The following is a 17834-nucleotide window of genomic DNA, read 5'->3' on the forward strand; positions in this document are numbered from 1 at the left end:
GAAATGAATACAATTAAAGTAAGTGTTAAGGATAGACTGGCCACAATAACATTAGACAGAGGAAAATCAAATGCCCTTAACCGTGAGCTGATTACAGAGCTGGATGAAATGCTCCATAATATTTCTGCAGATGACAATGTGGGTGGCGTGATCTTAACCGGAACCGCTCCGTTTTTCTCCGCAGGATTAGACCTGATAGAGTTGTATGATTACAATGAAGAAGAGGCTAAATCATTCTGGACATTGTTTTTAAACTTTACAGCCAATATGGTTGCTTTCAAAAAGCCGATAATCGCTGCAATTAGCGGGCATAGTCCAGCGGGTGGTTGCGTAATGGCATTAGCCTGTGATTACCGCATCATGGCCGAAGGGCAATACATCATCGGGTTAAACGAAGTTCCGGTAGGTATAATTGTACCCAATAGCATTTTTCAGCTTTATTCATTTTGGATCGGTAAGGCTGAAGCTTCCAGAAGCTTGCTAACCGGTAAATTATTTAGCCCGGAAGAAGCTTTGAAAATGGGTTTGGTAGATGAGTTAGTGAAAAGTGAAAGCCTGCTTACTGCAGCCGAACGTAAAATTAAGAAGTACATGGAATTGGAAAGCAATACCTGGTCACAAAGCAAACTCAATATCCGCGAAGAACTAATTGCCACAACTAAAAAGGATCAATCTGCTGAATTGGAGAAAATGCTTGCGCAGTGGTGGTCTCCTTCAACCCGCCATATCCTTAAAACCATCTTAGCTAACCTGCAAAGAAAATAAACCGGATATTTAGGGAAAAGCGCCAAAATGATTACTTTGTAACAATTAACTAACCGATTTAACCATAAAGATCATGCTTGCATATAATTCACCAATGCTCCGGGAAGACGCACTAAAAGGCAAAACCATTGTAATAACCGGTGGAGGTACCGGATTAGGTAAAGCCATGGGCATTTACTTTTTAAAATTAGGCGCCAACCTGGTCATTACTAGTCGAAAACAAGAAGTACTCCAAAAAACTGCGGATGAAATGGAGGAAAAAACCGGAGGAAAAGTACTTGCAGTTGCCTGTGATGTAAGGGATACGGAGCAGATTGAACAGGTTTTGGCCAAATCAATTGAGACTTTTGGTAGCGTTGATGTGCTGCTAAATAATGCGGCTGGCAATTTTATTTCGCCTACAGAGCGCTTATCGGCAAATGCATTCTCTTCCATTATCGACATTGTTTTAAAAGGCACTGTAAATTGTACCCTGGCTTTCGGAAAACACTGGATCAAAGAAAAACAAGCCGGAACGGTGCTTAATATCATTACTACTTATGCCTTTACAGGTTCCGCCTATGTAGTTCCTTCGGCATGTGCTAAAGGTGGTGTATTAGCCTTAACGCGTTCACTTGCAGTAGAATGGGGTAAATATGGTATTCGTACCAATGCAATTGCCCCTGGCCCTTTTCCAACTAAGGGCGCCTGGGAAAGACTTCTTCCCGGAGACCTGGCTAAAAAATTCGATTTCAAAAATAGGGTGCCTTTAAAGAGAGTTGGCGATCACCAGGAGCTGGCAAACCTCGCTGCATTTTTGGTAAGTGATTTTTCAGGTTATATCAATGGAGAAATCATCAGCATCGATGGTGGCGAATGGCTGCAAGGAGCCGGACAATTCAATGGCCTGGAGGCAATCCCTACAGAAATGTGGGATATGTTGGAGCAAATGACACGTAATGCAAAATAAATTACAATTTGACTTTTAAGTGCCCGGATCTTAAAAGTCAAATTGCTTAAAACCAGTACGATTATTCTTCAAAGTACTTTTCACATTTTCCCTCCCACATCTTACATTTTAATTTATCTTTGCCACTATGAATATCTTACTACTAGGTTCAGGCGGCAGAGAAAGTACATTCGCTTGGAAAATCAGTCAATCTTCGCTTTGCGACAAACTTATTATAGCACCAGGTAACGGAGGCACAGGCGTTTACGGTACCAATATTAATGTGAACGTTAATGATTTTGATGCCATCAAGAAAATTGTGGTATCAGAAAAGATTGACATGGTTGTTGTTGGTCCGGAAGAACCTTTGGTAAATGGTATTCATGATTTTTTCTTAAACGATAGCACGATTGCACATGTTCCGGTAATTGGTCCGAAGAAAGAAGGCGCAATTTTAGAAGGCAGCAAAGACTTCTCGAAACAATTTATGCAACGCCATAATATTCCTACTGCTGCTTCAAGGTCTTTCACTCCTGCAACTTTAGAAGAAGGTTTGGTTTACCTGCAAGATCATGCTTTACCTGTAGTTTTAAAAGCCGATGGTTTGGCTGCTGGTAAAGGCGTTTTAATATGCACAGAAACAATTGAAGCTCAGGAAGAGTTAAAATTAATGTTAGGAGGTAAATTTGGTGCCGCAGGAGCTACTGTTGTAATCGAAGAATTTTTAAGCGGTATTGAGCTTTCAGTATTTGTATTAACAGATGGGGAAAACTACATTACCTTACCTGAAGCCAAAGATTATAAAAGAATTGGCCAGGGAGACACCGGTTTAAATACAGGTGGTATGGGTTCTGTATCTCCCGTTCCTTTTGCCTCCAAAGAGTTTTTAGCTAAAATAGAAGAACGCATTATTAAGCCTACTGTTAATGGCTTAAAATCAGAAGGTATTGATTACACCGGTTTTATCTTCTTCGGCTTAATCAAAGTTGGAGAAGAGCCCTATGTTATTGAATATAACGCCCGTATGGGAGACCCGGAAACTGAAAGCGTGATCCCAAGAATTAAAAATGACCTGGTGGAACTTTTTATTGCAACTTCACAAAAACAACTCAATCAAGTTAATTTAGAGGTGAGTGAAGATGTAGCAGCAACAGTTATGATTGTGGCTGGTGGTTATCCTGGAGAATATTTGAAAGGTAAAGCCATAACAGGTATCGAAAACTTACGCCATTCTTATACATTCCATGCCGGAACGCTTTTAGAAAATGACGTGGTAAAAACCAATGGTGGTCGTGTTATTGCAATTACAAGCTTACAAAAGGACTTATTTACAGCATTACAATCGGCAACAGCCGATGCTGGCAGAATCTATTTTGATGGTAAGTATTTTAGAGAAGATATCGGGTTTGATTTAGTTTAAATTAAACTTCTGCATATAAAAAAGAAAGCCTCGGTTGATGGACAACCGAGGCTTTCTTGTAAAGAAATTTTATTATTTAGATTTACTTCCCAATAACTCCTGCAACTTATCTTGCAAAGCTTGCTCTCTAAGCCCTTTGGCAATAATTTTACCAGTCGGATCGATTAAGAAATTAGCAGGAATTGAATTAATACCATACATTTTCGCTACTTCATTATCCCAGAATTTCAAGTCCGAAACGTGTGTCCAGGTTAATTTATCATCAGCAATAGCCTTTAACCAGGCAGCCTTTTGTCCGGGACGATCCAGAGATACCCCTAAAACAGTAAAACCTTTATCTTTAAATTTATTGTAAGCAGTAACTACATTTGGGTTTTCGCCACGGCAGGGACCACACCAGGAAGCCCAGAAATCTACCAGTACATATTTCCCTTTAAAATCTGATAATTTAACCGGCTTTCCGTCGGGATCATTTTGGGTAAAATCCATTGCTAAAGCACCTATAGCAGTTTTTCTGCCGGCGTCAAACAATTGCGCTAATTTTTTACCTGCTGGGGTGGCTTTCAAATCAGTAGATAGTCCGTTAAAAGCAGCTTCCACTGCGGCGGCCTGTTCCGGATCATTCGTCAACTGGCTAACAGCCGATAAACTGATGTAAGATTTAGGGTTGTTTTTAGCAAAATCCAAAAAGATTGGCCCTAATCCTGAAGCGGCTTTTTCATACCTTGCACCCAAAGCCTCAACTAATGCTTTATCCTTTTTCTGTTCTGGAGTAAATTTTCCATACTCAGCATTAATTGCAGCAATTTGATCGTTGATAGATTTCGTTAGGTCTTTCAGTTTTTTAGCATCTTCATTAACCAGCGATCCGGTAATCACCGCATTTTTAAGTGAATCTGCTGCCTTAATTTTTAACGCTCCAGGTTCAACATAAAATGATAATGCATCTAATTTTTCACCTTGTGCCGGACGTTTTACATAAGGATTTTTATTTAGATATAATCCTCCCTGTGCAGGGTTTGCCAAAGTACCCTTAAATGCAAAAGCACCATTGCTAACCAATGCAGAATCGGTAACATTCTGGCCATCACCCTGATAAACAAGATAAACCTTGTCACCAGTTTTCAAACCTTTAATATCCCCGGTAAGGGTAAATGGCTTTTGAGCCAGCGCTGCTAAAGGCAATATAGCCATTGCAGACAATAATATTTTTTTCATGGAAAAGTTAGTTTAAGTTCAAATATAAATATATGTACGCCTAAAACGCATTTAGCTGTGTAAAATTATGATAGCTTTTGATAGGTCCGCCACCACAAATCAGGCATATCTCCATTTACTGCCGTTTGATAATCATCGTATCGGCAAGGCACAAGGTGATACCGCTCATTTTTCGATTGCCCGGAAGGATACGGAACCTGCATCCACCATCGATCTGATTTTTTGCTTTTCACAAAAGTCATCTCACCTGACCCGTCCTTCAAACTGGTTCTATAAATAATGAATTGAGATTTCGGACTCAACGGAAAATCTTTCTTACGGGAGTAAAACCCATCTATAAAATACCAAACCATCTGCGCCAGCAAAAAAGCAGTTTGCCCGTTGTTATCATATGCAGGATTGAATTCATAGAATCCTATCGAAGTAAGCTTATCATTCATGCCTGCATAACGGGCAAGTCTGCAAGCTTCTTCCCCATCAAAACCATTTGGTGTAGTGTTCGCATTTCCCGCTGCATCAGCCGAACGGATAGCACCCATATCAAAACTGATCATATTCGCATTTCGAATAATAGGTTCTGTTAAAGTAATATCCTGAGCAAATTCCCCCAATCGGTGTACATCAAAGTAAAGCTTATCCATTACGCTTAAGCTTTCCTGATTCACAAAATAGGTTTGGTAACCAATGTTGCTAAAATTGAAAAGATAATTTGGCTGATGTAAAAAAATCTTATTCAGATAACAATCAGAGCGCGTAGCAATTCCTTCTTCATTATCATCATCGATATCAAATTGATTATCAACAATCACCAGATCCACTTTTTGCTCCAGGTCTTCATATCCCATGTATTGCGCGTAGGTCAAATCCTGACCGCCACCAATAATAACAGGAATAATATTTTTCTTTACCAATTCAGATACCACCATCTTCACTGCAATATAAGTATCGGCTAAAGTAGCACCATGCTTAATATTTCCCAGATCGACAATCCGACTGCTAAAAGCACCTTCATTCAATTTGTAAAACTTCTCCCTAAAATAATCAGGTCCTAATGCACAACCTTCATTATTAACAGCACTTCTTCCATCAAGTACCCCGAAAATCGCCAAATCAAAAGTTTCTTCCGTTAAATCAGGAAAGGTTTCGGTATAAATTTGTGCCCTCAACCCAAGCTGACTGGTTAAAAACCCTCGTTTGGGGGTAAAACTTTCGGGATTAATGGGTGAAAAGAAATCTGTTAATGACATATATTTAAAACTATCGGCTCAAATATCTATTTTTGAATGCGTATTTCCACACATAGCTCAAAAAAAATATAAATGATACTGGTAACAGGCGGAACGGGATTTTTAGGCTCCGAGCTTATTAAACAATTAACCAACAAAGGATTAACTGTTATCGCCATCAAAAGGGAAAAATCTAAAATCCCGGCCATGCTGCAAGATAACCTCTTGATTAAATGGATAACCGGAGATATTAACGAGCCCGCTACACTTGAGGATAGCTTTATTGGCATCACCCAGGTTTACCATTGTGCCGCTTTTGTTTCTTTAAATCCGAAGGATAAAAAAAAGCTTTTTCATGTTAATATTGATGGCACGTCAAACATTGTTAATCTGTGTCTGGAGAATAATTGCAAACTCCTTCATGTGAGCTCTATTGCTGCATTAGGCGAGGCAAAAAAAGGAAAAAAAATTACCGAGAAAGACCTTTGGGAATATAATGCCAAGGCACACGCATATGCATTATCTAAATATGAAGGAGAAATGGAGGTTTGGCGTGGTATTTCTGAAGGATTGAATGGAATAATTGTTAACCCTTCTGTAATCATCGGTAAAAATGCGGGCTTTGAAGGAAGCGGTGCAATATTCAAATTAATTAAAGGCGGTTTCCCATTTTTCACCAATGGCGCTGTAGGTTTGGTAGATGTAACAGATGTAGCCAAATCAATGATTCAGTTAATGGATTCTGATGTAAATGCCGAACGATATATTATCTCATCCGAAAACTATCACTACAAGCAACTTTTCACTGAAATAGCTGAAGGTTTCGGCGTTAAAGCACCCGAAAAAGAAGCAAAACCCTGGATGCTTGGATTGGCCTGGCGGGCTTTAAAATTCTTTTCTATCTTTACGGGCAAAGAACCATCAATAACAAAAGATACAGCCGAAAGCAGTACAACTTTAAGTTATTACAACAATAATAAAATAATTCAGCAAATAGGAATCAGTTTTAAACCTATTGCACAGAGCATAACCGATATTACCCAACACCTAAGATAATGCCCAAACAAAAAGCATATTACATTATCGATTTCGATAGCACATTTACCCAAGTGGAGGCTCTTGATGAACTTGCACGAATCTCTTTGAAAAAACACCCCGAAAAAGAACTGATTTTCCAGAAAATTGAAGATTATACCAATCTGGCAATGGAAGGAAAACTCTCTTTTTCTGAAAGTTTAGCTCAAAGGGTAAAATTGCTTGAAGCTAATGAAGAACATTTAAAGCAATTAATTAAGCACCTTAAAAAGAAAGTATCTACCTCTTTCTCCAGAAATGCTGCTTTCTTCAAAAAACATGCAGATGAAGTATTGATTGTTTCAGGTGGATTTAAAGAATTTATTACACCAGTTGTAAGCCAATACCACATTAAAAAGGAAAACATCTACGCCAATACATTTGTAACCACAGGAGATGGCAAAATAATTGACTACGATCATGCCAATCCCCTAAGTGAAGAGGGTGGTAAAGTTAAACTGCTTCAACACTTAAAACTAGAAGGAGAACTTTTTGGTATTGGAGATGGTTATTCAGATTTCCAGCTTCGTGAAAGCGGATTAATTAACAAGTTTTTTGCTTTCACTGAAAATATTGCACGCCAAACCATTATCGAAAAAGCAGACCACATCACGCCAAGTTTTGATGAGTTCCTATATGTTAACAATCTTCCAAGAGCAATTTCTTATCCAAAAAACAGAATTCTTACCCTCGTAATTGGAGATGTAGATCCAAAAAGTATTGCCTTATTAAAAAATGATGGTTTATCCATCAGGCATAAAACATCTTTCGAAGAGAAATACGTAAAAGATGTAGGTGTTATCCTTTTAGCAGATGGGGAAAAACTAACTAAGGAACAATTAAAAGCCGCAGTTAAACTAAAAACCATTGGTTACCTTGGAAATACCAAGGGCAAAGTGGATACCGATCTTTGCACCAAAATGGGTATCGTTGTTTTTGATGACCCGAAAAATAATCCGCGAAACATTGATTTCGTTCCGAAACGGATGATCGATTTTATGAATACTGGCGCTACCTACCTGAGTTCTAATTTCCCGAATCTTCAGCTTCCTAAAATTGATAAGTCACATCGTTTGATTCATATCCATAAAAATGTTCCAGGAATTATGGCGAAAATCAATACTGTTTTTGCAAAACACAACATTAACATTGTTGGTCAGTTCTTAATGACCAATACTGAGATTGGTTATGCCATCACCGATATCAATGCAGAATACGACAAGCAATTGTTCAAATCACTCAAGAAAATTGAGCAGACTATCAAGTTTAGGGTATTGTACTAAACTAATCACCATTGATCATCTTCTTCATCGGGGATGATCAATGGTAATCATTACCGTCTTTTCAAAAGTAAATGTTTCGGGCTTCCAATACGTTGAGCGCTGTAAATTCCGGTATGACCTGAGAAAAGATATGCAGTTACGCAGGCCAATGCTATATATATCCCCGACTCTGCTCCAAATAACTCTATGCCCATTAAAATACAGGCTAACGGTGTATTTGCTGCGCCGGCAAATACAGCAACAAAGCCCATGCCTGCAAGTAAACCCAAGGGTAGAGGTATAAATAGGCTTAAAAAACTTCCTAACGAGGCGCCTATAAAAAACAAAGGCGTCACCTCTCCGCCTTTAAATCCGGCGCTAAGTGTTAATGCTGTCAGCATAAGCTTTATTGCAAATACATAATAGGCTTGGCGTTCAGTAAAAGAAGCAGAGATTGTTGGGATTCCGAGGCCAATATATTTGGTCGTTCCCATCAAACAAATTATGGCAACTAAAATTATCCCGCCAATTAAAGGTCTAAAAGGAGGATATTTTATTTTCGAGAATAGATTCGATAAACTATGGTTAAGAGCAGAAAAGCTACGTGCAACCCAGCCAAAAACAATTCCACCAGCCAAAGCAAAAAGTATGTTTAAGGTATTTAAAGCTGGCACAGTCCCTATCGAATAATGCGTATGGCCAACTCCCCAGGCCAAACATACATAATGCGCCATTACTGCAGTAATGAATGCAGGAAGTATTGCGCTATAAACCAAACTTCCAACTACAAATACTTCAAGTCCGAATACAGCACCTGCAAGCGGTGTACCGAAAACCGAGGCAAAACCAGCACTAATCCCACAAATGAGTATGATTTTCCGGTCTCTGGGCTTGAATTTAAACAGTTTTGTAAACTGATCGGCGAGTGCACCTCCGATTTGTACCGCAGTACCTTCCCTCCCGGCAGATCCACCAAAAAGATGGGTAACAACGGTTGCGACATAAATTAACGGAGCCATAACCAATGGAATTACCTGCTTAGGACGCTGCAGTTCTTCAATCAACAGATTATTCCCTTTAACTACATCTTTTCCGTAATAATAATAAGTTAAACCAATTAACAATCCGGCTATGGGCAAAAAATAGATGATCCACAGGTGACTTTCCCTCCATTGCGTGACCCAATTTAAACTCTCTAAAAAGAATGCTGATGCCGAACCAATTAAACTTCCTAACAGTGACGCCAATAGCAACCATTTTAAGGTGTTCAAAAAAAGTACTCCGAATTCTATTTTTAGAAACTGGTAAGAAGGCAACAGAAAACCCTCAGTTATTTTTTTAACAGGCATTTTTAATCAATTATCGATAAATTGTAGGAGTCATCAGCCTGTCTGGCGGTTTTGGCGGTACCCCATCGCCATTAATCAAATGTAGAAATTTTAGCATTTCTTCCAAAATCTTTATCAACTTTGTAGCGATAACAACACATAATGAACCTAACACCTGAAATTAAAGACAAACTTAACCAGCTTCAGGAGAAGTACACGGCTATGGGCCAAGATATGGCCTCCTACCTTGATGGCTTGCTCTATGCTGATTTTTTAACCTATTGGGATTACATCCACCTGGATACACTCCTGAGTTTACAAAATCCTAAAACTCCATTCCCTGATGAAGAAATATTCATCATGTACCATCAGATTACGGAGCTTTATTTTAAACTTACGCTTCATGAGTGTAAACAAATTGCTGAACATGAAGAATTAACGGCGAGCTTTTTCACCACCAGGGTTAAAAGAATCAATGCCTACTTTAATGCCTTAACCACCTCTTTTGAGGTAATGGTTGATGGAATGGACAAAGAACAATTTCTAAAATTCAGAATGTCTTTACTCCCGGCCAGCGGCTTTCAATCTGGTCAATACCGGATGATCGAAATATGCTCAACTGACTTTATCCGATTGGTAGATAAAAGCAAACGCGCTGAACTTGCAACTGCAGGTATAGAAGAGCAATTTGAGCATATTTATTGGAAATTTGGTGCAACAGAATTAGCCTCCGGGAAACAAACCCTAACCTTAAAGCAGTTTATCAGGAAATATGCAGATCAGTTTCTACAATTGGCTAAAAACAGGGTACAAACAAATTTCTCCTCCCTCTATCTTCAATTACAGGCCAAAGGTGAAGATGTTACTGCTTTAGCTGAAGAATTGCGGAAGTTAGATTTATACGTGAATGTAGAATGGCCGCTGTCACATTACAAATCTGCAGTAAGGTATTTAGAGAAAGATCCGGTAGATGTTGCCGCCACGGGTGGAACCAATTGGCAGAAATATTTGCCGCCACGTTTTCAAAAAAGAATTTTCTATCCTTTTTTATGGACAGAAGAACAGATGGAAGACTGGGGTAAAGGCTGGGTGCTTAGTGTACTTAAAACACTCAAAAACAAAGATTAATATTCGAAAAAACTATAAAAAAAGCGCCTTTTTTGCTAATTTTGCGCTATAATAATTTAATGATAGCATGAGTGAGCTCTGAATGAATGAAGCACTATTAATCATTCAAAATTCACACATTCAAAATTTCAACAGTATGACCGAAACATTAGACATAAAAATCACCAAGGCTGATCAAACCCGTTTGACAGTTACTGATTTTTCACAATTACCCTTCGGTAAAGTTTTTACCGATCATATGTTTACTGCCGACTACGAAGACGGCGAATGGAAAAATCTTCAGGTCTTACCTTACGGTCCAATTTTAATGAGCCCAGCTATTTCTGCCTTACATTATGGCCAGGCTATTTTTGAAGGCTTAAAAGCATACCGTCAACCTGATGGAAAGATCAGTGTCTTCCGTGCAGACAAGAACTTCGAGCGTTTTAATAAATCGGCTGCGAGAATGTCTATGCCTGCTATACCAGAAGATATTTTTATGCAAGGTCTTGCTGCCCTTATTCAGGCTGATGAAAAATGGGTTCCTTCTCAGGAAGATTATGCCCTTTATATCCGTCCGGTAATGTTTGCTACCGACCCATATTTAGGCGTTAAAGCTTCTGATACTTATAAATTTGCACTGCTAACAACCCCTACAGGGCCTTACTATAGTAATGCGTTAAAAGTTAAAATCGAAACAGAATATACCCGTGCAGACGATGGTGGTGTTGGTTATGCTAAAACTGCAGGCAATTATGCCCGTTCTTTATATCCTTTCGAAGAAGCAAAAAAAGAAGGTTTTGACCAGCTAATCTGGACAGATGCATCTACACATGAGTTTATTGAAGAAGCTGGAACAGCTAATCTCATTTTTGTAATAAATGGTAAATTGGTTACTCCTTCTGTTAGAAGTACAGTATTAGATGGCGTTACAAGAGATACCATTATCAAATTAGCCAAAGATGCTGGCGTAGAAGTAGAAGAAAGACGAGTATCTGTAAAGGAAGTAATTGAAGGTATTGAAAACGGCAGCTTAACAGAAGCTTTTGCTGCTGGTACAGCTGCAACAGTTACCCACATTGGCGAAATTGGATATCAGGGTAAACTTTATAAGTTAACCGATCCTGCTACCAGAAATATTTCTAACGGAATTGCTAAGCGACTTAACGACATCCGTTACGGATTAGCTCCTGACGAATTCGGTTGGAACTGGGTTCTTTAATCAGATTTAACCATTAAAAAAGAAATCCCGACACGTCATGTATCGGGATTTCTTTTTTATATCCACTTATGAGTACAAGGCATCAATAAACTTATCAAACATGGCAGCCTATATTCTCATTTGTCTATTCACTGCCAATATGATTTAAGCAGTAAATACTTAATTTCCAATTATCTGGGATTGAAAAAATTATTTATCCAGAATCACCACACCTTTTGCTTCGAAAGCTAATTCTTTCTTTGGGTCTGTGATTTTTGCTACTTCTTCAGCTGATTTCCTGGCATCTTCGGCATAATGTCTCAGCGTTTCAACCGAAATGGTTTGTTTTTTAGCTACACCGTCTAAAACTACATTTTTACCTACAATGTCTTTAGGCATGAAGAAAGCATAATCTTTGAAAGTTACCCGCATCGGATCACCATTAGGCATTTCCAAAGTCATCCAACAGCCTTTTTTCTTACAAACCTCAACCACTTTACCTTCAATCTTCATATCCATCTGCTTCTGGTCACCCATTGTAGCTTCCATTTTAGCTGCCGGTTTAACGTTACCCGGTTTTACCCCATCACCAAATTGTTGGCCCTTGTAATCTGCTTGTGCAAAAGCAAAAACAGCTATCAAACAAAAGCTTAGAGTTAAAATTATTCTTTTCATTATAATATCTTTTAGAATTTGCAGTTATATAATCTGAATTCAAATTTAGATAAATTTTCGATACTTAGTTGAGACATTTCTTATGACTTAACGGAGGATATAATTTAATGTTAAGTTTGAAAAACACTAACCAAAAAACTTAAAAAACACTCCAATATTGTTTAAGCACTTGATTCTGTAACAAACAAGTTATAAATTGTATTAACTAAACAACCAAACTATGATAGAGACGTATAATATGATCGCCGGTTCAGTTACCATTCTTATTAGCATTTTCCTGCTATTTTATCTATGCAAACCAGAGGGGAAAGAAAGGTCGCATTAAGAAGGTAGGTGTCAATTGGAAATCAGTGATTTAAATGCATTCCAATTGACATCCCGAACAAACAAAGTTAATCTGTCACAGATTCACCCCAGCCATAGTTTACTTATTTCCTCCATTAAGGCCAACCTCAACTTTGGCAAACAAAATCCTTAATTAATCGTTTTAGCCTGAGCCTTGGTTTTTTTGCCAATGGGTATTTATAGGTTAAAGATTTAACTCATGACAGGAAAAGCATTAATTTTTGTAGGAATAACAATAGGATTAGTTTCTTTTTTTGGTTTTCAGTATATAGTCAAAAATCCGAGTGCAAGCGCTGGGAGAAAGAACTAAACTTGAGGCCTATAAATTGAGATAATAAAAAAAATCCTCGCTAGCTACCGCTAACGAGGAAAATCATCCCTATTGTTATAGATCACATCCCATGACGTACAACATATATCATTAGGCAAATCTTACTCCAAAGCATAGACTACAACAATAAACATTTTAACTAATTGTAATTCAACTGTTTATGTTTTTAAAAAAATAATTTTAAAATTAATTTTCTGAGAAGCGGGGAATGTTGGAGAAATATTGTGGAATTTTGGGGAATTTATTCCCCAAAACAATCTGTCATTTAGCCGAAAATTAGACTAAAAACCTCCTCAATCTTGCTCACTGCTTTAACTTCTAACTGATATTTATCCAATGCCAGTCCTTTAAGGTTATATTTAGATATGTAGATCGTTTCAAAGCCCAATTTATCTGCTTCGGCTATTCTTTGCTCAATTCGATTAACAGCACGTATTTCTCCTGACAAACCGACCTCAGCTGCAAAACAATTTTTGGATGATACCGGGATATCTTCATGTGAAGAGATTATAGCAATCAAAACCGCCAGGTCAATAGCGGGATCTTCGACTCTTATTCCACCAGCAATATTTAAAAAAACATCTTGGGTACTTAAGCGAAAACCACAACGTTTTTCTAAAACAGCCAGCAACATGTTCATCCTTTTGGTATCAAAGCCTGTAGCCGATCGCTGAGGTGTTCCATAAGCCGCATGGCTAACCAATGCCTGTGTTTCAATTAGCATCGGTCTGGCGCCTTCTAACATGGCTGAAATAGCAATTCCGCTAAGCTCTTCTTCACGTTGGGAAAGTAAGATTTCTGATGGATTAGAAACCTCCCTTAAACCACTTCCCTGCATTTCATAAATTCCGAGCTCTGCAGCAGCTCCAAACCGGTTCTTTATTGACCTCAGGATGCGATAAACATGATGCCTATCGCCTTCAAACTGCAAAACGGTATCTACCATATGTTCCAAAATCTTGGGCCCTGCAATAGCGCCATCCTTGGTAATGTGACCGATCAGGAAAATAGGGGTTCCGGTCTCCTTCGCAAAACGCAATAATTCAGCTGTACATTCGCGTACTTGCGAAACGCTTCCTGGTGTCGAATCTATATGTGAAGAATGAAGCGTTTGGATAGAATCTACGATTAAGATTTCCGGCTCTAAAATCTCTATCTGTTTAAAAATATTCTGTGTAGAGGTTTCCGTTAAAATGTAACAATCTGCTGATGGTTCCTTAACAATTCTTTCTGCCCGCATCTTGATTTGTTGTTCGCTCTCTTCGCCAGAAATGTAAAGCAGTTTCTTCCCCTTTAAATTAAGGGCTAACTGGAGCATAAGGGTAGACTTACCAATCCCTGGTTCACCCCCAATCAGCACCAGGGATCCTTCTACCAGGCCACCGCCTAAAACACGGTCTAATTCCTGATCGCCTGTTAATATTCTGGTTTCTGTTGAAGTTTGTATTTCCGCGACCTTACTCGGTTTGCTCAACCTGCGGCTCCCCGATTCTGTTTTCCAGGTTGGAACTGCCGAAGTACTTTTTTCTACAACTTCTTCAACGAAAGTATTCCATTGACCACAAGATGGACATTTCCCTAGCCATTTGGCCGATTCATAACCACAACTCTGACAGAAATATGCTGTTTTTGATTTTGCCAATTGATTTAAATTTTAAGACTTACGAAGTTAGATTTTAGTTATCGAAATCAACAGATAACTTTTACACATCCGCGTACCATGAAATATTCTTCCACAAAAAAAGGCCTGATGTGAAATCAGACCTTTATAACTTGTAATGTAAATCTTATTTACAACTTTATTTCTTCATCTTTTGAAGAGATAAAGTGAAATTCGGTTAAATAATATGATGATTGTGCCTTTACTTTAACCCACTGACCATATTTAAAGAACCAACGGCGTTGCAGGCTGAAAATACCTTTTGTGATGAACGCTTCGATGTAAGGATGAACACAAAGTGTAATGCCTTTTTCATTTTGCTCTCTTAAAATATAATTGAGGTTATTTTCAATATCATCCATTAAAACAATACTTGCCTTAATTTCTCCCGTCCCGTCGCAGGCCGGACATTTTTCTACCGTAACAATATTCATTTCCGGACGTACACGTTGTCTGGTGATCTGAACCAAACCAAATTTGCTTGGAGGCAAAATGGTATGCTTAGCTCTGTCCAGCAACATCAATTCCCGAAGATGATCAAATAATATCTTACGGTTAGCTGGTTTGTGCATATCGATAAAATCGATTACCACAATACCGCCCATATCACGCAGGCGCAATTGTCGGGCAATTTCTTTAGCCGCCTCTTTATTCACCTGTAAAGCGTTATCTTCTTGATTTTCTTTACTGGCTGTGCGGTTTCCACTGTTCACGTCAATAACGTGAAGTGCTTCGGTGTGTTCTACAACTAAGTAAGCTCCACCAGGTAAGTTTACTGTTTTGCCAAAAGCATTTTTAATCTGCTTTTCTACTCCGAAATGATCAAATATAGGTTCTTTCTGTTTATAAAGTTTCACAATTTTCTCCATTTCCGGGGAGATATCATGAACATAAGAACGAATATCATCGTAAAGCTCTGGAGTGCTCACGTAAACGTTTGTAAAATCAGGATTCAGAATATCACGTATTAACGTAGATGATCTGTCCATTTCGCCCCAAACTCTCTTTGAAGGCTCAGCAGATGGAAGTTTCTTGATGAAGTTTTCCCATTTGGCAATCAGATCCAATAGATCTTTCTGCATCTCGGCAACCCCTCTGCCTTCTGAAACGGTTCTGATAATTACCCCAAAATTTTGAGGTTTAATACTTTCGATAATCTTTTTTAATCGATTACGCTCGGTATTACTTTTTATCTTTTTAGATATGGATATGGTATTGGAGAATGGCACCAGTACCACATACCTGCCGGCAATTGATAGATCGGAACTTAAACGCGGCCCCTTGGTTGAAATAGGCTCTTTGGCAATTTGTACCGGTACGAGCATATTTTTTGTAAGCACATCAGATATCTTCCCCGCCTTATTAATATCGGCTTCGAGTTTCAAATTATCTAATAACGTGCCTGTAACCGAGCCATTACGCTTGATCTTAGTTAGCTTAATTAAAGATTGTACCTGAGGGCCCAAATCAAAATAATGCAAAAAAGCATCTTTCTCATAACCAACATCCACAAACGCAGCATTCAGACCGGGCATAATTTTTTTTATGCGGCCTAAATAAATATCGCCTACAGCGTAGTTATTATTGATTTGTTCTTTATGAAGCTCAACAAGTTGTTTGTCTTCAATCAACGCTATGGTAACTCCGGCAGGAGTCGAATTGATAATTAATTCTTTTACCAACAGCTACAGATTTAAGGCTTTCGCCTATTAAACAAATGGATAGTAATTAAGAAAACATTGATGCAGCCAAAATTATATAATTTAAAATCATATAAAAGTATATAAACCTCACAGTACAAACTGTGAGGTTTAACAAGCTATATCAAAATAAGAAATTATTTTTTCTTATGTCTGTTTTTTCTTAAACGTTTTTTCCGTTTGTGCGTAGCCATTTTATGTCTTTTTCTTTTTTTACCGCTTGGCATAATTTTAAGTTTTAAATGTTTTTATTAATCTGTTATTAATTTTTATTTTTTAGTTCGGCAATCTTTTTATCTATAAACGAAGATAAAGTAGGATTTGCCGCTAATTTTTTCGATTTTAAATAAGCGTCTACCGCTTCTTTATTTCGGTCTAAGCTTTCAAGGGCTGTACCCAGGTAAAAATAGGCCTCAGGGCTTGGTTTGGTTTCAATTACGGTATTAAAACGTGGAATTGCTTTATCAAACTGGCCCGATTTAATGGAGAATAAACCTAAATTCATATTCGCTTTAACATTTTTAGGTTCTTTAGCAACAACCTCCAGCAACATTGCAATACCTTGCATTGGTGCCCCTAAGCCATTTACTATCGTAACACCTAATCCAGTTTTCGCTTCAATGTTTGAAGGATCTTTCTCTAATACATTTTTAAAAGATGTATTGGCTCTTTGTAATAGTACAGGTTGCGCAACACTATCCTGTGTACTTTCGAACGCTTTCAGGAAACGGTTACCAGATGCCAACCAATTTGCAGCGGTAGGCTCTCCTTGTGCAACAACTTCCAAATAAAGCGCAGAAGGTGTGATTTGCTCTACATCATCCCATTTCTGAGCCAGTTGTTTCGCAAATCCAATTTTCTCAGTTGCATCAGCATTTTTATAACTTCCTTCTAAAGCAGTAATATCAGCAGCTAAATTCTTATTGATGACATTTTTTGCAGCAGTTGAAGAGGTTTCTATGCTGATAGAAGCAGAAGAGTTTGGCGCTTGCGCTTCGGCTACCTGACCTGAGGCAGGCATTTTGCCATTTTCTTCTGTTGGCTTAACTAAACCCTTTATATCTCTTGTGAATAAAAAAGCTACCAGCAATAAAATCGCGCCAATAATGATGATTTGTTTTGATCTGATGCTACTACTCACTTCTTAAGATATTAAGCTTCTACTTTGATTTTTTTTGAATTACTTTTCACTTTGTCTACGAATACTTTTGCTGGTTTAAAGCTAGGTACAAAGTGTTCAGGGATAATTATTGCAGTGTTTTTTGAGATATTTCTTGCAGTTTTCTGCGCTCTCTTCTTAACAACAAAGCTTCCGAAGCCTCTTACGTAAACATTTTCGCCGCCAATCATGCTGGTTTTAATCACCTTGAAAAATGCCTCAACTGTTTCCTGTACATCAACCTTCTCAATTCCGGTTTTTGTTGATATTTCTGAAATAATATCTGCCTTAGTCATATTTTATTGTTTATATATATTGTGTTTTAATATTTATAACTGTTTTGGGGTTGCAAAAGTATTGCTTTTTAATGAGATAGGAAAATAAAAGATGATTTTTTTCACTATTGTCGTATCACCGAAATGCAAGTTTTTTTAT

The 17834-nt window shown here is 38.1% G+C and carries 15 protein-coding genes and 1 riboswitch; of the genes, 7 read left to right on the top strand and 8 right to left on the bottom strand.

What is annotated here, in order from left to right:
• Positions 1 to 3 precede the first annotated feature (3 nt).
• From ACQY77_RS10275 to purD, 3 genes are all read left to right on the top strand, one after another.
• Entirely contained in the window at positions 4 to 765 is a 762-nt protein-coding gene (locus tag ACQY77_RS10275; protein ID WP_421942233.1) for an enoyl-CoA hydratase/isomerase family protein, read from the top strand.
• 73 nt (positions 766 to 838) lie between these two features.
• Positions 839 to 1714: an SDR family oxidoreductase gene (locus tag ACQY77_RS10280; RefSeq protein WP_421942232.1), complete on the top strand. Its 876-nt coding sequence runs from the start codon at positions 839 to 841 to the stop codon at positions 1712 to 1714.
• 127 nt (positions 1715 to 1841) lie between these two features.
• A complete protein-coding gene (gene purD, locus ACQY77_RS10285; RefSeq protein ID WP_421942231.1) occupies positions 1842 to 3113 on the top strand; it encodes a phosphoribosylamine--glycine ligase in 1272 nt (423 codons plus the stop codon).
• Positions 3114 to 3185: 72 nt separating this feature from the next.
• Here purD and ACQY77_RS10290 read toward each other — a convergent pair whose 3' ends face one another.
• Positions 3186 to 4331: a redoxin domain-containing protein gene (locus ACQY77_RS10290; RefSeq protein WP_421942230.1), complete on the bottom strand. Its 1146-nt coding sequence runs from the start codon at positions 4329 to 4331 to the stop codon at positions 3186 to 3188.
• A 65-nt stretch (positions 4332 to 4396) separates the two neighbouring features.
• Positions 4397 to 5578 carry a formimidoylglutamase gene (locus ACQY77_RS10295; protein WP_421942229.1) on the bottom strand — a complete coding sequence of 394 codons (1182 nt, stop codon included), beginning with the start codon at positions 5576 to 5578 and terminating at the stop codon, positions 4397 to 4399.
• A gap of 72 nt (positions 5579 to 5650) precedes the next feature.
• Between ACQY77_RS10295 and ACQY77_RS10300 the strand changes: the two genes are divergently transcribed.
• Both ACQY77_RS10300 and ACQY77_RS10305 read left to right on the top strand, forming a co-directional pair.
• On the top strand, positions 5651 to 6613 hold the full coding sequence (locus ACQY77_RS10300) for an NAD-dependent epimerase/dehydratase family protein (protein WP_421942228.1): 963 nt from the start codon (positions 5651 to 5653) through the stop codon (positions 6611 to 6613).
• Positions 6613 to 7914 carry an HAD-IB family phosphatase gene (locus ACQY77_RS10305; RefSeq protein WP_421942227.1) on the top strand — a complete coding sequence of 434 codons (1302 nt, stop codon included), beginning with the start codon at positions 6613 to 6615 and terminating at the stop codon, positions 7912 to 7914. Before ACQY77_RS10300 ends, ACQY77_RS10305 begins: the two co-directional genes overlap by 1 nt.
• A 50-nt stretch (positions 7915 to 7964) precedes the next feature.
• Here the strand turns inward: ACQY77_RS10305 and ACQY77_RS10310 are convergent, their stop codons facing one another.
• Entirely contained in the window at positions 7965 to 9242 is a 1278-nt protein-coding gene (locus ACQY77_RS10310; protein WP_421942226.1) for a voltage-gated chloride channel family protein, read from the bottom strand.
• A 17-nt stretch (positions 9243 to 9259) separates the two neighbouring features.
• Positions 9260 to 9321, bottom strand: a riboswitch (Fluoride riboswitch).
• 62 nt (positions 9322 to 9383) lie between these two features.
• Here ACQY77_RS10310 and ACQY77_RS10315 point away from each other — a divergent pair.
• On the top strand, positions 9384 to 10349 hold the full coding sequence (locus ACQY77_RS10315; RefSeq protein WP_421942225.1) for a tryptophan 2,3-dioxygenase family protein: 966 nt from the start codon (positions 9384 to 9386) through the stop codon (positions 10347 to 10349).
• Positions 10350 to 10485: 136 nt separating this feature from the next.
• Positions 10486 to 11550, top strand: a complete 1065-nt coding sequence (locus ACQY77_RS10320; RefSeq protein WP_421942224.1) for a branched-chain amino acid aminotransferase — start codon at positions 10486 to 10488, stop codon at positions 11548 to 11550.
• A 189-nt stretch (positions 11551 to 11739) separates the two neighbouring features.
• Here the strand turns inward: ACQY77_RS10320 and ACQY77_RS10325 are convergent, their stop codons facing one another.
• From ACQY77_RS10325 to ACQY77_RS10345, 5 genes are all read right to left on the bottom strand, one after another.
• Positions 11740 to 12204, bottom strand: a complete 465-nt coding sequence (locus ACQY77_RS10325; protein WP_421942223.1) for a DUF4920 domain-containing protein — start codon at positions 12202 to 12204, stop codon at positions 11740 to 11742.
• A gap of 941 nt (positions 12205 to 13145) precedes the next feature.
• Positions 13146 to 14522: a DNA repair protein RadA gene (gene radA, locus ACQY77_RS10330; protein ID WP_421942222.1), complete on the bottom strand. Its 1377-nt coding sequence runs from the start codon at positions 14520 to 14522 to the stop codon at positions 13146 to 13148.
• 149 nt (positions 14523 to 14671) lie between these two features.
• A complete protein-coding gene (locus ACQY77_RS10335) occupies positions 14672 to 16222 on the bottom strand; it encodes an Rne/Rng family ribonuclease (protein ID WP_421942221.1) in 1551 nt (516 codons plus the stop codon).
• 280 nt (positions 16223 to 16502) lie between these two features.
• Positions 16503 to 17381, bottom strand: a complete 879-nt coding sequence (locus ACQY77_RS10340) for a tetratricopeptide repeat protein (RefSeq protein ID WP_421942220.1) — start codon at positions 17379 to 17381, stop codon at positions 16503 to 16505.
• Positions 17382 to 17392: 11 nt separating this feature from the next.
• Complete coding sequence (locus ACQY77_RS10345; protein WP_055909222.1) at positions 17393 to 17695, bottom strand: HU family DNA-binding protein; 303 nt, start codon at positions 17693 to 17695, stop codon at positions 17393 to 17395.
• Between the last annotated feature and the right edge of the window lie 139 nt (positions 17696 to 17834).

It is taken from the genome of Pedobacter sp. (assembly GCF_965279535.1).
GTDB lineage: Bacteria > Bacteroidota > Bacteroidia > Sphingobacteriales > Sphingobacteriaceae > Pedobacter.